This is a genomic window from Embleya sp. NPDC127516 (genome assembly GCF_044765325.1).
Lineage (GTDB): Bacteria > Actinomycetota > Actinomycetes > Streptomycetales > Streptomycetaceae > Embleya.
In genome coordinates this window covers 1-13,247 of sequence record NZ_JBIWJT010000037.1, presented here as the reverse complement: position 1 = coordinate 13,247, position 13,247 = coordinate 1, and the positions used below count along the sequence as shown (strand labels likewise).

The following is a 13,247-nucleotide window of genomic DNA, read 5'->3' as shown; positions in this document are numbered from 1 at the left end:
CGCTCCTCCCAAGCACCTGATGCATCCCGCCCCGCGACGACGGAGCTTCGAAAGGTCCTACCAGAGATTCCCACGCGCCACTGATTGGCACTTCTTTGCCCTTTCAGGGGAAACTCTTGGTGTTCTGTCATGGGGCGGATGGAGCTGGTCATCCGTCACGCGTGTTCGGTGGGCGACGGAAGGCTCGACATGGATGTACCTCTGTGGCTGTGGTTCGTCTTCGCTGGGATCGTGGTGGTCTCGCTCGCGGTGGACCTGTTCGCGCATCGCGAGGACCACGTCATCGGATTCCGCGAGGCCGCGTCATGGAGCGCCCTGTGGGTCGGTCTCGCCCTGGGCTTCGGCGGGCTGGTGTTCTGGCAGGTCGGAACGACGGCGGGAGTGGAGTACACGACCGCGTGGCTCCTCGAGAAGAGCCTGTCCGTCGACAACCTGTTCGTGTTCGCGTTGATCTTCGGGTACTTCCGGGTGCCACGCGAGTACCAGCATCGGGTGCTGTTCTTCGGCGTCCTGGGCGCACTGGTCTTTCGCGGCCTGTTCCTCGCGGCCGGTGTGGCCATCGTCAGCAAATTCACGGCCGTGCTGTTCGTGTTCGCGGCCGTGCTGCTCTACAGCGCGTGGAAGCTTCTCAAGGACGAGGAGGACAGTTTCGACCCGGGCCAGAGCCTGGCCGTTCGCCTGGTGCGCAAGGTCGTCCCCGTGCGCGACGAGTACTCCGGCAGCCGCTTCTTCGTCCGCGAGGCGGGTCGGCGGGTGGTGACCCCGCTGTTCGTGGTCCTCGTCGCGATCGAGGCCGCCGACCTGGTGTTCGCCGTCGACAGCGTACCGGCGGTGCTCGCGGTGAGTGACGACGCGTTCATCGTCTACTCGTCCAACGCGTTCGCGATCCTGGGTCTGCGCGCCCTGTACTTCCTGCTGTCGGGTCTTCTCTCGCGATTCCATCTGCTCAGCAAGGGCCTGTCGATCATCCTCGCGTTCATCGGCGTCAAGCTCGTCCTGCAGGCCTCCCACAAGGTGATCAGCGAGTCGGTACCGGAGATTCCCTCCCTGGTCAGCCTGTGCGTGATCATCCTGGTGCTGGCAGCCTCGATCGTGCTGAGCATCCTGCGTCCCCTGCCTCCCGACGAGGACGCAGCGGACGCTTCCGCGCCGACCGACCGCACGAACAACACCACCCGCGACGACGCGGCGGACTGACATGTGATCCCGGGGATGGTGGTCGGTGGTGTGGCGGTTCGTTGAGGACGCTCGGGTGTGTTGCCCCCAGCCCCTGTGCGTCCACCGTCGTGGATTCGTGGCGAGTCCCCATGTCCACCTCTGCCGCCGCAGCATCGCCCGCTTCCTCACCCACCGCCTGGACAACGCCGACCGCGGCGACAGGGCCCGTGAGCCGAGGCACTCGGTTGTCACCAAGGCAGACCTGCCGTCACGTCGCCTCGGAGTCTCGACCTGTCGGGGAGGCGGACCTGGCAACGCCGGTGCAGGCGAGCACTTCGGTGGCGGTGGCGTTGAGGAAGAGCGTGAATGTCCATGACGAATCCTTCGCGTCGATCTGGCCGATGCGAAACCTGCGGATGGGCGGGTTCTGGCCCATCACGGCGATCACCTCGATGCCTCCCGGGGCGGCAATTGGGTCAGCGCCACGTAGAGCGAGACCAGGACAACGGACTGCGCGAGCACCGCACGCACGATGACGGCGCGAGACATGGAGCCTTCAGCAGGCACGCCACACGGACCCGGCCGCGCAGCGCCAGGTGGACCCGCACGACCGCTCCGGGCCGGCCGGCCGCGACGAACCCACCGGCGACAAGTGCGCGTCGGCGACGCGCTACGACGCCGACGCCCGTGGTGACCGGTGTTCGCGGGTGCGGCCCCCGGGGCGTGGGCACCGGCGTCGTGTGTCGGGGCTTGCGCTCGACTACATGCCACCGCTCGAGTACGAGCAGCAACACCGGGCCGACCAGGAGCAAACCACGCAGTCCGCGTAAACAACCGCAAACGGACTCTATAAAACTCGGGTCACCTCATTCCGCCTGGGCCGCCTCCAGTGGGTCATGGAGACGTCAATGCTGAAGACGCTGGCCGGGAAACACCGGTCGACGGTTACGAAGATGTCCCGGAAGTACAAAAGCACCATTGAGACACCCGACGGACCGCGCCGTTGCATCCAGGTCACCGTCCCACGCGATAAGGGGAGGAAGCCGCTGGTCACCCGCTTCGGCGGGATACCGCTCAAACGGCAGCGCACGGCCGTCCTCACTGACATCCGGCCGGTCATGGCCAGCATGAAACGCAACGAGCTGATCCACGGGCTCCTCGCCGAATGCTGCGAGATGTGCGAGGCGCGGACGAGCCTTGAGGTTCACCATGTCCGCAAGCTCGCTGATCTCAACCGGCCCGGACGCCGAGAAGGGCCCGCATGGGTCCATCTGATGGCGATGCGGCGGCGCAAGGCCCTGGTGATCTGCCGCCGTTGCCATGAAGGCATCCACGCAAGGCGTCCCACCGCAGTACTGCGGAAGTAATCACTGGAGAGCCGGATGCCTGGAAATCGGGTCCGTCCGGTTCGGGAAGAGGCCGTCGGAAAAGGACCTCAGCCGGAGGCACCTCGTCGGCGGCTTACTTCACTCGGCGAGAGGTCCGGAGAAACGGACCGGGAGCAATACCGGCAGCGCGCTCCGGGCCTACTCAGCCATGGTCATGATGGCTGAGCAAGGGTGGTCGGTGGGCTGCGACTGACTGTGTCTCGGACACTACGCTGCACCTCATGACGAACGACCTTGCGCTGCCTTGCGCCCACGCGGAGTTGATCGCGGAATTGCCCCGTGAGGTGATGGGCCGGATCGAGAAGACGTACGGTGGGCGCTGGATCGTTCGCGATGCCGATGGCGGGCTGTTGCTCCTGTCACCCGACCTGACCATCGACGAACGGTTCGTCATACCCCGGTACTTCGTGGAGTCGGGCTGGTTCAATCACGACATCAGTCCGGACGGCCGGTTCGCCGCGTTCGCCGGCGAGCGCCGTTCGGCGTGTGTGCGCGTCGACGGCAGCACGGTGTGGGAGGCGAGCCACCCCGCGCTGGGGAACGTCGACGGGGAGGATGTCCCCGCGTGCGCGGTGTTCGCCCCGGGGGGAACCGAGCTGTGGGCCTTCGTGCCCGTACCCGACGATGAGTGGGACGAGGACAGCGACGTCACGTACACGGCACAGCGTCAGGTGATCTCGCTTCCGGGCGGGGCCGTGATCGGTACATCGCCGTCGTTTTACGAAGGTCCGCACAAGGTGCTGATCCACCCCGACGGACGGCACGCCAGTTCCGACGCGTTCGACGGCGCGGGCAACGACGGCCGGTGGACACGCTGGGACGCGGACGGCCGACCCACGACCACGTCCCGGGGCTTCGGCGTACCGCTCGACGTGCATCCGGATGCGGGCACCTGGCTGGGCAACGCATTCGGCACGGTGCAACTCCACGACTTCGGACCGGCCGACGACGACGCCGGTCGCGACCCCCGCGTCGAATCGTCGACCGCGACGTTCCTGTGGGCCTGGTTCCTGGACCGTGTACACGTCATCGCGCTCAGCGAATACGCACCGAAGCACATGCTGCTGGACACGCACACCCTGCAGCCACGGGCCCGCATCCACTACCCGGCGCCCCACCACGACGCCGACGCCATCAACCTCTGCAGCGCCGGCGACGGCACCTGGGTGACAGTGACAGCAGCCCTCGACGGCGCCGCACCATGCATACGTCGCTGGCGGCTCGGAGACGGCATACGGGGTGGGGAGCCCGAGTGAGCATCCGTGGCCCACACCCGGAGCGCCGGGCGGCCCTTCGTTCCCCACTCGCGTCCGACGTGGAGCAGCGCGGTGGTCTTGCCGGCGGCGGCGGGGCCGGTGACGATCAACGCCGGTCGGGCGGTGATGCGTTGGTGGCGGCCCAGGATCATCAACGTGCGCATGTTCGTGGCGAGGGTGTCGATGGCCGGGATGCGGACGGTCACGAACACGGAGTGGTAGGCCGGGCGTTCCTCCCGGCTCCGTAGCGGTGCGCCGGGCTCGGGCGGCGCCGGGGGCGGTGCGGTTGCGAAGTCCTGCCGGCCCTGCCAGGTGGTCACCGGCCGGGACCGTGCCGTCGTGTCCGCATGGATGTGTGCCCACGTGTCGTCGCTCGATCGCGCACCGGGGCTCACCATTTCAGGGCCTCCTCGTGTGCGTCGTAGAGCCCGTACCTCGTGTACGGCGGTGCGGGGGAGTCGGGGTCGGTTTCGTCGGCGCACCACCCCCGCGGTGGTGACTCGTCGAGGCCGTCGTCGAGTTCGTCGAGGCTGTCCCCGCCCTCCCCCGGGACGGTGCCGCCGAGGTCCTGCCCCCGCCCTTCGTGCACGGGGCGTCCCGGTGGGGGAATCCGGATGGGTGTGCCGCCGGCGAGGAGGCGTTGTTCGGCGCGGGTGGCCCTTCCGGCGCGGGCACGGCGCATGAGCCGGTCGAAGGCTTCCGCGAGGTTCGCCTCGTGGATGTCGGCGTCGGTGTGGGGGCCGGCGGTGGCACGCACGTATTGCCGGGTGCGTTCGTCGAACGGGTGGTGGGCGTGGTCACGGTGGATCCACGGGATCTCGGTCGACTCGCCGTCGGGCAGGCGGATCCATACCTGGCGGCCGTCGTGGGGGTTGTGGTGGACCTCCCATTTCCCGCCTCGGGCGGCGATCGGGGAGGACTGCCCATCGTGATGCGGCACCCGATGCGTGTCCATCCCGGCGGCCGTGGGCCGCACGCGTAGGGCTGTGACCCGCGACAGCCCCGCGCGGGTCGGATGACCTGACACCAACACCGGTTCCCCGGGGGGCTCCTGGGCTCCATGCCAACCACCGGCCGACGCGGGCCTCTGGCCAATCGGGGGTACGAACGACAGCAGGCCCCGGAACCGGAGTGATGGTGGCGACGATTCCCGCATCCGCCACCGCGTCGCCGGCGATGACGATCGCCACCTCGACCGATTGCCTCGAAACCGGTCGCGACCCGGTTGTGCAACGACTTCGGCGACGACTACCCGATGAGTCGGGCGCGGCGTCTGTGTGAATCGCTGTCACTCGGCTGCGTGTCGGTCGTGCATGCCGTGGTCGGCGACTCGGCGTTGGAGGTATTCGATGTGATGGAGCAGGGCTGCGACTTCTTGCACCTCGTCGGCATCGACCATGCCGGTGCCGAAGTTGGACGGCGCGTTGTACTGCTTGAGGAGCGCATCCCGGTGGTCGGTGTGGTGCTCGTGCAGGAACTCCAGCAGCGAGTCGCCGACGTGCTCGATGGGGCTGTCGGGGCGGGCGTTGCGAGGGAGGGCGAAGACCGTGGTGCGGCCGTCGGCGAGTCGGCTCAGACGGTAGCCGACCGTTTTGCCACCGTGACGCTGGCGGAGTCCGAGCGGCTTCACCAAGGGGAGCAGGTCGCGAGCGAGCAGGACCCGTTCCTCTTCCTCCTCTGTACGGAGCCATGACACGGCCGGCGGGATCACCAATTGCCACGGCCGAGCAAAGAACTCGACCAACAACTCCTCGGTCATCTCGTGCGGCTCGCCCAACACAAAGAACTCCGGTGGAAAGGGAACGCCATAGCATCGGCGCAGGATTTCGGCCGACGTCAACCCGTTCACGGGGGCCCTTCGCGCAAGTGGCGTCCCGCTCGCCCCGGTGCGGCGAGAGCCCACACCACCACTGCACCGCAACGCCCGGCACGACGTCAAACAGACCGACTCGCGACGTGGGTCCTATGCCGGCTTCTCCAACTCATCAAAACAACTCCCGCACCCGGTGACAACGCCACCGGGCGGCCCACCGCGCCGCACCGCACGCCCCCACGACAGCTTCGCGGACGGCGCGGGCTGCACGCTCACCCCCAACGTCTCGCACGCCGCCACAAACGCCTCGGACACGAACACCTTGCCCCGGTCGACCACGACCGTCTCCGGCACGATCACCGGCCGCGCCGCCGCGCCCTCCAACCGCCCGTCCACCGCCGCCAGCCGCTCGTAGGGCACGCTCGCCCGCGACAACTCCAACGCCTCGGGCCAGTGCGGCCGCATCGGATGCGGCACCACCATCCCCGAACAAAGCGGCGTCGACCGCCTTGGTCCCCTCCGGCCGCAGCACCGCCGCCACGATGCTCCGCGTCGCCACGTCCACCGCGATCGTCAACTCCGGCCGCCCCAACCGGCCATCGTCCAAAACGGCCATCACGTCCAGGCGGGTGCTGTCGACCCGGACCTGCTCACCCGGCCGCGACGCACCCACCGGAGCGAACGGCGGCGGCGTCGTCGCGCTCGCGGTCCGCGCCGGCAACTCCGCAGGATCGGCCAGAGCGTTCACCAACCGATAGAACGTCGCCCGCGACGGCAAGGCCACCACACCCGGCCCATGCGCCCGGTCCAGGATCTCCCCGGCCAACCGCCGCAACCCCTCCACCGTCCCCTTCGACCGCCCCCGCTGCCGCCGCAACGCCTCCAACACGGCCACCACCACCCGCTCGTCGCTGCGCCCGGTCGCACTCGCGCCGCGCGTGGCGCGCTTGTCGACCAGACCCCACAGGCCTTGCCTTCGGTACCGGCCGCGCATGCGCTGCACCGTCGTCCGCGAAACCCGCCCGAAACCCAAAGCAGTCAAGTCCTCGGCCGTGGCCCGTTCCCGCTCGGCCGACGTGAATCGCGCCGGGTCGTACTCCGGCCGCACCACCCCACCGCCGTCGGGCCCGCCCGCACGACCACATTCCACCTCCCGGATGTACCGCTGCCACGCCAACGCCCTCTCCCGCGCCGCGGCCGGGGCGGTCTCGAACAACCCCCACCGCGGCACCCCCTGCGGCTGCCCGACCCCCGCACCCCGGACCGCGAAGTCCGGATCGGCGAACAGGTGCCCGGCCGGCACCACCTCGTCGTCCCCGCTCTCGCCGACCAGGTGGAAGCATTGTCCGGACAGCGCAACGATCTGCCATCCCGCTCCGCGGAACCGCACATGCGCCCCCACCGCGACCACCGGCCGCCCACCCCGCCGCGCCCCGCTCAAAGCCGCCGTCACCACCGCCGCGGCCTGCAGCGCCCGTTCACCGCCCGCCTCGGCACGGCCGGGGCAGTCGGCCGGCAGCGCGGTGCCGTCCGTGTACCGAGCGAACACCCGCAGTACCCACGAACGTGTCCGCCCGTCCGCCGCGCCGCGCCACAACAGCCGCACCGGCCGCCCCGCCATGCCCACACCTGCGGATCACGGCTGGCACCATCACCTGCGCGCGCACTGCATCCGACCCGGCCCCCACCCACCACACACAAGGCCGAACCCGAGGAACAACCGTGACCGCGAACCCGCCCACCCCACCGATGGACACCGACACCGACCGGTACGTGCCCCCGCCCGACGCCCGGATCGTTGCCACCCGCGTCCTGATCACCGCCCGCGAGAACCTCCGGGACACCATCGCAACCGAAGCGAAGACCTGAATCCACCGCTGCACGGGCGCCGGCGAGACCCTCGCCGTCAACGCCTGCCCACACGAGTCCGAACTCGACGAGGACGTCCGCCGCATCACCTTCCGGGCCCGCCCCACCGCCCGCGTCTCGGCCTCGCGACACCCTGCCCGGCGCCACCCGCCGCCGTGCCTTCGACCCCGCCGTCTCGCATCGCCGCCGTGTGACGCCCCACGCCCACCCACCGCTGCGCCGTACACCCGGTGGCGCCCACGCCCGGTTGACGTGGCCGAAGGCCGCAAGCATGAAATGATAGGAGTTTGGTGTCATTGCCTCATGCTGTATGTGATTCCCCACCTCGAGCCGGTTGACCTGCGGGTCCTGGAACAGGTCGACGCGATGCGTGACCGGCTACGCCACGCCGTCCGGCAGGCCCCCGTGAAATGGACGCTCGATCTGCGCAAGGCCCTGACGGCCAGCGCCATCGCGGCGTCGAACACGATCGAGGGCTACCGGGTCGACGTCAAGGACGTCGCGGACCTGATGGACGGGGAACGCGAGGTCGACGCGAGCGACGAGAACAAGGCGGAGACGCTGGCCTGCCGGCAGGCCATGACGTACATCCAGTCGCTGCACGATGTCGCCGACTTCCGGTACGGCAAGGAACTGCTGAACGCGCTCCACTGGATGCTGCAGGGGCATCATCATCCGCTGAAGACGGCGGGGCAGTGGCGAAAGACCGCCATCCGGATCACGGCCCCCGGCGACGAGTTGGAGACGGATTACGAGGGGCCGGATCAGGAACTGGTCCCCGGCCTGATGGGCGAGCTCGTCGACTGGTTGAACGAGGGCGACCTCGACGACCACGTGCTGATCCGGGCCGCGATGGCGCACCTGAACCTGGTGAAGATCCATCCGTGGTCGGACGGCAACGGGCGGATGTCCCGCTCGCTGCAGACCCTGCTGATCGCCCGCGGCGGCGTCCTGGCCCCCGAGTTCTCCTCGATCGAGGAGTGGCTGGGAATGCCGGGCAACACCTGGGACTACTACAAGGTGCTCCGCGAGGTCGGCGGCCCCCTCTGGTCACCCGAGCGCGACACACTGCCGTGGATCAAGTTCAACCTCCTCGCCTACCACCAGCAGGCCCAGCGAGTGCGGCACCGTGTCGACCGCTCCAACGAATGCTGGGTGCAACTCATGGAGGCCGCCGAAGCCGACGGCATCACCGAACGGCAGGTCACAGCCCTCCACGAAGTCGCCATGGTCGGCAGGGTGCGGCGCTCCCGCTACGAACGGGCCGAAGCGATCAACACCCAACAGGCGACACGCGACCTCCAAGCGCTGACGAAGGCAGGGGTACTGACCGCCGTGGGACAGACCAAGGGCCGCCACTACGTCGCCGGCCCCCGCTTCCCGCAAAACGTGCTGGAGATCGCCAAGCGACCCCACCGCATCGCCAACCCGTACACCGAGTGACACGCCGGGGAGTCATACAGCCAGGGGTGGCACCGGCCAGCCGACACCGGCTGCCGGAGCCGGTGGGTCGGACGGGCCGTGAGAATACCCGCCCCACCCGGGTTTCCTCGTCCGTACCGCCCGGCCGCGTCCGCGGTGCTCCCGGTCTGTGCCCCGAGCAACTGGAGCAGCTGCTCCTCCGCTTCCCCCACGAGCTCGCCGGACGGATGCCTGCGCCGGTCCGGCGACATGCCCTGACACCCCGCCCGCCGGCGCCGAAGGGCCGGCCCGGGCCTTCGGCCGGCGCGTCGGCCGGCGCCGGCGCCACGGCGACGACCGGGCCCTCGTGCCCTCGGCCGGATGGGCCCCGATCCCGGCCGACACCCGCCACGCCGAACCGGTGGGCGCTTCGAGCGAGCCGTCCTTGCAGCGGGCTTCTAGTCGAATTAGAATCGATCTGTCTATCGTGGATAGAATCCACGAGTGAAACGAACCGACCTCGTCCGAGAGTTGGAAGCCCTCGGAGCCGTCCTGACCCGGCACGGCGGCAACCACGACATCTACGAACTCAAAGGCCAAATCCTCGTGGTCGCGCGTCACCGCGAGATCAACGAGATCACCGCTCAAAAGACCCTGAGGAAGGCGAGAAACGCATGACCCCCACCGTCTACCAGGCCACCGCCGAACGGTCCGGCGTGTGGTGGGCCGTCAGTGTCGAGGACGCCGCCGGTGGCGTGTACACCCAGGGACGTACCCTCGCCGAAGCCGCCGACATGGCCCGGGACGCCGTCGCGGCCGCGTTGGACGTGAGCCCGGACGAGGTGAGCGTCGAACTGTCCGTGGCAGGCACCACCGAGGCCCTGCACGCCCTGGATCAGGCGCGGCGGGCAGCCGAGGAAGCCGACAGGACGGCGAGCCGAGCGTTGGCCGACGCCGTCGCGACCTTGCTGGACACCGGAATGAGCCAACGCGACGCGGGCCGGGTCCTGGGACTCTCCCACCAGCGTGTCAGCCAACTTGCTCCGCGACGGACCACCACGCAACGCCCCAAACGCGGAAAACTCCAAGACGCCTGAGCCGAACCGGCGCCGCAGTTCCTGCGGCGCCTCTTGGTTTCCTGTCGAGTTTTCCTGTCCGGTTTTCCTCACGACTTTCGGGTGCTCCGTCCCGGCTGTTTTGAAAGATCTTGTCGATTGATCATGTGTTGACCGTTGGGTTTGCAGGATCTGGGACTTTGGATCTTGGCTGTGTGGCCTGGGTGTTGCTGTCTTGTTCGGCTTTGTCTGGCCTGTGGGCTGTGGTTTTGCAGGATCTGGGACGGATGGTCCTCCGTTGGGAAAACCGTGGGTGGAGGTTGGGGTCGCCTTGAGGGTGCTGATCTCGATGTGATGCGGTGATCACCTGCTGCGCGTCGCGATTGAGGATTCCCTTCCGGGACCGTCCCAGGGTCGTCGCGGCGTTCGCGGATCGTACGGCGAGGGATTCCGACGAGGGCTGGGGGACCGATGGCGGGCGGGTACTCGCGGGGCGCGGTGGTGGAGGCGGTCGTGGTCCGTCACCGCCCCTTCGGAATGATGGTCGAGATGCCGAACGGCGAGGTCGGCCTGCTGGAACCGGAGTACGCGGAGCCGACGTGGCGGGACACGGACGGCCGGTATCCGGCCGGGACTCGTCTTCGGGTCGTGGTTCTGGGCCACACCACACCCGGCCCCGCCGAGTTCCGACCCGCGTAACTGCGCCTGGCCTCCGATCCGAACATCGTCGACGCCGTCGAGAACCCGTGAACGCACGCGGGGGAGGTCGACGCGCTCGCGACCGACCCTGGTCGGCGGGCCATGGCGTGGTTGAGGCGAACCGGGGTCGCGGGCGTGGCGGTTCCTGTGGTGCCTTTCGGTTTCCTGTCGGGTTTTCCTTACGACTTTCGGGTCGGGTTGTTGATCGGGCGTCGGGCTTGTCGATGGCGCTGTGGGGCGTTGTGGCGGCTGGTGGGTTGGTGGCGGCGGATCCGGAAGTGAGGGCCGCAGGAGGGCGTCCGGGTGGCCTGTCGGGGGGTTCCTGGTGGTTGTCGTGGCGTGTGAATGGCCCGTGTCATGGCGGTGGTTGGTCGTCGGCGACGGGAGTCGACGGAGTGCCTGTACCGGTGGTTCGGATCCCTGTATCGCCGGCTGACGTGAGGTGACCGATCGGCTGCCGCAGGGTGATGAACGAGGCGTGAGACCGGTGTCGGCAGGCTGACCATGCACACCAACAACTACCCACACCGATCGCGGCCGTAGTAGGTTATCGGTCGACCACTAACGTAGGAGCGAGCATGACACGTACGGAAGACGACGCCCGCCGCGCCGCTGCCCAGCACGCCTTGGCCGAGCACCTGCGCCTCACCGCCGCGGGAGACACCGAGGAGTGGGTGAAGCTGTTCGCCCCGGACGCGGTACTCGAGTTTCCGTACGCCCCGGACGGCGTGCCGAAGCAGGTCATCGGGCGAGACGCCCTGCTCGCCCACATGCGCGGCTTCCCCGAGACCTTCGACGTCAGGTTCGTCGACCTCGTGTTCCACGACACGGTCGATCCGAGTCTCGTAGTCGCGGAATTCCGCTCGACGGGCACGGCGCTGCCCACCGGCAAGCCGTACGAGCAGACCTGCATCTCGGTCGTCCGCACCGACGACGACGCACGCATCACCCACTACCTGGACTACTGGAACCCCCTGGTCGCGATCGACGCCCTCACACCCTCCGAGGTGCCGGCCGCCTCCGACCGCAGCGTCACGTTTGGCGCCTGACCCCAAGCCATGTTGGACTGACGCCCATGCCTGCCGCCGGTACCAGCACCAAGAGCGACGAACGACGCCGGGCCATCATGGCCGCCGCGGTCGACTGCTTCGCACAAAAGGGGTTCTACGGGACGACGACGCACGAGATCGCCGAGTGGGCCGGCGTCTCCCAGCCGTACCTGTATCGCCTGTACCCCAACAAGGAAGCGCTGTTCGCGGCGGTGGTCGACCACGTGTCGGTCGTCATGACCGACACGCTGGTCGCCCACGCCCCGGCATCCGGTGGGGCCGGGCCGGAGCCGGAGGAGGCGCTGGGCGCCGCGCGTGACGCCTACGCCGCGCTCGTCGCGGACCGGAGCATCCTGCGTTTCCTCATGCACGCGAACTGCGCCGCCGGCGAGCCGCTCGTGGGGCAGGCCGTACGCCGGTGCTACGCCAAACAGGTCGCCACCGTTCGGCAGCTCCTGGGCGACGACGACGCCGTGCGGCACTGGTTCGGCGCCGGAATGCTCGACAACGTGGTCGCCGTGCTGGGCCTGGCGGACATCGACGAGCCGTGGGCGCACGTCCTCACCGCACGATGACCCGACACCGGCAGGTCGGCGACGACGGCCCCGGGTTCCGCGTGCCGGACGCCGGCCGCAGTCACGGCGCGTACTGGTTGCTCCGTCCCGGCAGTTTTGAAAGTTCTTGTCGTTTGATCGTGTGTTGACCGTTGGGCTTGCAGGATCTGGGATTTGGATCTTGGCTGCGTGGCCTGGGTTTTTGCTGTCTTGCTCGGCTTTGTCTGGTCTGTGGGCTGTGGTTTTGCAGGATCTGGGACGGATGGTCGGTTCCGTTGGGAAAACCCGTGGACGGTGGACGAGGTCGCCTCTCGGTGGCCGTTCGTGTCGTTCCTGATCGGCGGCGCCTCTCGGTTTCCTGTCGAGTTTTCCTGTCTGGTTTTCCTACGACTTTCGGGTCGGGTTGTCGGTCGGGCGCCCGGGCCTGTCGATGGCGCTGTGTGGCCTTGCCGAGCCCCTGGTGGCATGTGGCGGATCGGGGCGTGAGGGCAACAGGAGGGCGTCCAGGCCGCTTGTGGAGTGGTTGCTGGTGGTTGCCGGGCCGGGCTTGTGGTAGCTGTGGAGGGCTGGTCGATGTGCCTGCGGGTCGGTGCCGTTCGCCCCGTTGGGTGCGGTGGCGGGGCCGCGGAGCGGGCCGGGTCCGGTACCGGGTGGGGTTCGTGGATTTCCCCGGATCGTACCCGGAACAGGTTTTGATGCAGACCTTGTTCGTGGTGTGGCGCGCACCTATATTGGAAGTGGCCTGCCCGGTGGTGAAGTCGCCTGTTTCCAATGATGGTTGGCGATGACGGTTCCAAGTCGCGTGATGTTGTGGGGTGTTGGTTTGCCCCACGAGTCGGTGCTTTGGCTTGTCGACCCCGGGATGATCGCGGCTTCGGACGCCAACCCCTGTTGTTGCCGACGCAGTTCCCGAGCGATGCGGTCGGTAGTGGGAGATGTTCAGTGCCGTGGGCAATCGCGTAGCGATTGGTGTTGGTTGGAAGTGACGGAGTCACTTCCAACCAA

15 protein-coding genes are annotated in these 13,247 nt (G+C 68.4%); 11 read left to right on the top strand and 4 right to left on the bottom strand.

What is annotated here, in order from left to right; genetic code table 11:
* The first annotated feature begins 189 nt into the window (after positions 1-189).
* Positions 190-1,197: a TerC family protein gene (locus ACIRL2_RS43175; RefSeq protein WP_402239998.1), complete on the top strand. Its 1,008-nt coding sequence runs from the start codon at positions 190-192 to the stop codon at positions 1,195-1,197.
* A 229-nt stretch (positions 1,198-1,426) separates the two neighbouring features.
* Here the strand turns inward: ACIRL2_RS43175 and ACIRL2_RS43170 are convergent, their stop codons facing one another.
* Positions 1,427-1,606 carry a hypothetical protein gene (locus tag ACIRL2_RS43170; protein ID WP_395871262.1) on the bottom strand — a complete coding sequence of 60 codons (180 nt, stop codon included), beginning with the start codon at positions 1,604-1,606 and terminating at the stop codon, positions 1,427-1,429.
* A 427-nt stretch (positions 1,607-2,033) separates the two neighbouring features.
* On the opposite strand from ACIRL2_RS43170, the gene ACIRL2_RS43165 reads away from it, so the two are divergent.
* The 3 genes from ACIRL2_RS43165 (at position 2,034) to ACIRL2_RS43155 (ending at position 4,024) form a co-directional block, all read left to right on the top strand.
* The gene (locus ACIRL2_RS43165) at positions 2,034-2,525 is read left to right on the top strand and encodes a hypothetical protein (protein ID WP_402240143.1); all 492 of its coding nucleotides are present in this window, start codon (positions 2,034-2,036) and stop codon (positions 2,523-2,525) included.
* A 242-nt stretch (positions 2,526-2,767) separates the two neighbouring features.
* Positions 2,768-3,802, top strand: coding sequence for a hypothetical protein (locus ACIRL2_RS43160; protein WP_402239995.1), 1,035 nt, complete (start codon positions 2,768-2,770; stop codon positions 3,800-3,802).
* Between the two features lie 72 nt (positions 3,803-3,874).
* Positions 3,875-4,024: a hypothetical protein gene (locus ACIRL2_RS43155; protein ID WP_402239992.1), complete on the top strand. Its 150-nt coding sequence runs from the start codon at positions 3,875-3,877 to the stop codon at positions 4,022-4,024.
* A gap of 169 nt (positions 4,025-4,193) precedes the next feature.
* Here the strand turns inward: ACIRL2_RS43155 and ACIRL2_RS43150 are convergent, their stop codons facing one another.
* The 3 genes from ACIRL2_RS43150 to ACIRL2_RS43140 all read right to left on the bottom strand — a co-directional run bounded on the left by ACIRL2_RS43150 (position 4,194) and on the right by ACIRL2_RS43140 (position 6,080).
* A complete protein-coding gene (locus ACIRL2_RS43150; protein ID WP_402239991.1) occupies positions 4,194-4,757 on the bottom strand; it encodes a hypothetical protein in 564 nt (187 codons plus the stop codon).
* Positions 4,758-5,090: 333 nt separating this feature from the next.
* Positions 5,091-5,582, bottom strand: a complete 492-nt coding sequence (locus ACIRL2_RS43145; protein WP_402239988.1) for a hypothetical protein — start codon at positions 5,580-5,582, stop codon at positions 5,091-5,093.
* 183 nt (positions 5,583-5,765) lie between these two features.
* A complete protein-coding gene (locus tag ACIRL2_RS43140) occupies positions 5,766-6,080 on the bottom strand; it encodes a hypothetical protein (protein WP_402239985.1) in 315 nt (104 codons plus the stop codon).
* A 1,257-nt stretch (positions 6,081-7,337) separates the two neighbouring features.
* On the opposite strand from ACIRL2_RS43140, the gene ACIRL2_RS43135 reads away from it, so the two are divergent.
* From ACIRL2_RS43135 to ACIRL2_RS43105, 7 genes are all read left to right on the top strand, one after another.
* Positions 7,338-7,484 (top strand): hypothetical protein, encoded by a 147-nt coding sequence (locus ACIRL2_RS43135; RefSeq protein WP_395871269.1) that lies wholly within the window; start codon positions 7,338-7,340, stop codon positions 7,482-7,484.
* 303 nt (positions 7,485-7,787) lie between these two features.
* Positions 7,788-8,927, top strand: coding sequence for a Fic family protein (locus tag ACIRL2_RS43130; protein ID WP_402239983.1), 1,140 nt, complete (start codon positions 7,788-7,790; stop codon positions 8,925-8,927).
* Between the two features lie 462 nt (positions 8,928-9,389).
* Positions 9,390-9,563 (top strand): type II toxin-antitoxin system HicA family toxin, encoded by a 174-nt coding sequence (locus ACIRL2_RS43125; protein WP_395871272.1) that lies wholly within the window; start codon positions 9,390-9,392, stop codon positions 9,561-9,563.
* Positions 9,560-9,982, top strand: coding sequence for a hypothetical protein (locus ACIRL2_RS43120; protein ID WP_395871274.1), 423 nt, complete (start codon positions 9,560-9,562; stop codon positions 9,980-9,982). The genes ACIRL2_RS43125 and ACIRL2_RS43120 overlap by 4 nt, the downstream gene beginning before the upstream one ends.
* A 507-nt stretch (positions 9,983-10,489) precedes the next feature.
* Positions 10,490-10,639 (top strand): hypothetical protein, encoded by a 150-nt coding sequence (locus ACIRL2_RS43115; RefSeq protein WP_402239979.1) that lies wholly within the window; start codon positions 10,490-10,492, stop codon positions 10,637-10,639.
* A 578-nt stretch (positions 10,640-11,217) separates the two neighbouring features.
* Complete coding sequence (locus ACIRL2_RS43110) at positions 11,218-11,688, top strand: nuclear transport factor 2 family protein (protein WP_402239976.1); 471 nt, start codon at positions 11,218-11,220, stop codon at positions 11,686-11,688.
* A gap of 26 nt (positions 11,689-11,714) precedes the next feature.
* Positions 11,715-12,263, top strand: coding sequence for a TetR/AcrR family transcriptional regulator (locus ACIRL2_RS43105; RefSeq protein WP_391590010.1), 549 nt, complete (start codon positions 11,715-11,717; stop codon positions 12,261-12,263).
* Positions 12,264-13,247: the final 984 nt, after the last annotated feature.

Excerpts from the sequence above, each read along its gene's own strand:
- ACIRL2_RS43130 (WP_402239983.1), top strand. The coding sequence starts at position 7,788 with ATGCTGTATGTGATTCCCCACCTCGAGCCGGTTGACCTGCGGGTCCTG.
- ACIRL2_RS43120 (WP_395871274.1), top strand. The coding sequence starts at position 9,560 with ATGACCCCCACCGTCTACCAGGCCACCGCCGAACGGTCCGGCGTGTGG.
- ACIRL2_RS43115 (WP_402239979.1), top strand. The coding sequence starts at position 10,490 with ATGCCGAACGGCGAGGTCGGCCTGCTGGAACCGGAGTACGCGGAGCCG.
- ACIRL2_RS43150 (WP_402239991.1), bottom strand. The coding sequence starts at position 4,757 with ATGGACACGCATCGGGTGCCGCATCACGATGGGCAGTCCTCCCCGATC.
- ACIRL2_RS43105 (WP_391590010.1), top strand. The coding sequence starts at position 11,715 with ATGCCTGCCGCCGGTACCAGCACCAAGAGCGACGAACGACGCCGGGCC.
- ACIRL2_RS43110 (WP_402239976.1), top strand. The coding sequence starts at position 11,218 with ATGACACGTACGGAAGACGACGCCCGCCGCGCCGCTGCCCAGCACGCC.
- ACIRL2_RS43140 (WP_402239985.1), bottom strand. The coding sequence starts at position 6,080 with ATGCGGCCGCACTGGCCCGAGGCGTTGGAGTTGTCGCGGGCGAGCGTG.
- ACIRL2_RS43175 (WP_402239998.1), top strand. The coding sequence starts at position 190 with ATGGATGTACCTCTGTGGCTGTGGTTCGTCTTCGCTGGGATCGTGGTG.
- ACIRL2_RS43160 (WP_402239995.1), top strand. The coding sequence starts at position 2,768 with ATGACGAACGACCTTGCGCTGCCTTGCGCCCACGCGGAGTTGATCGCG.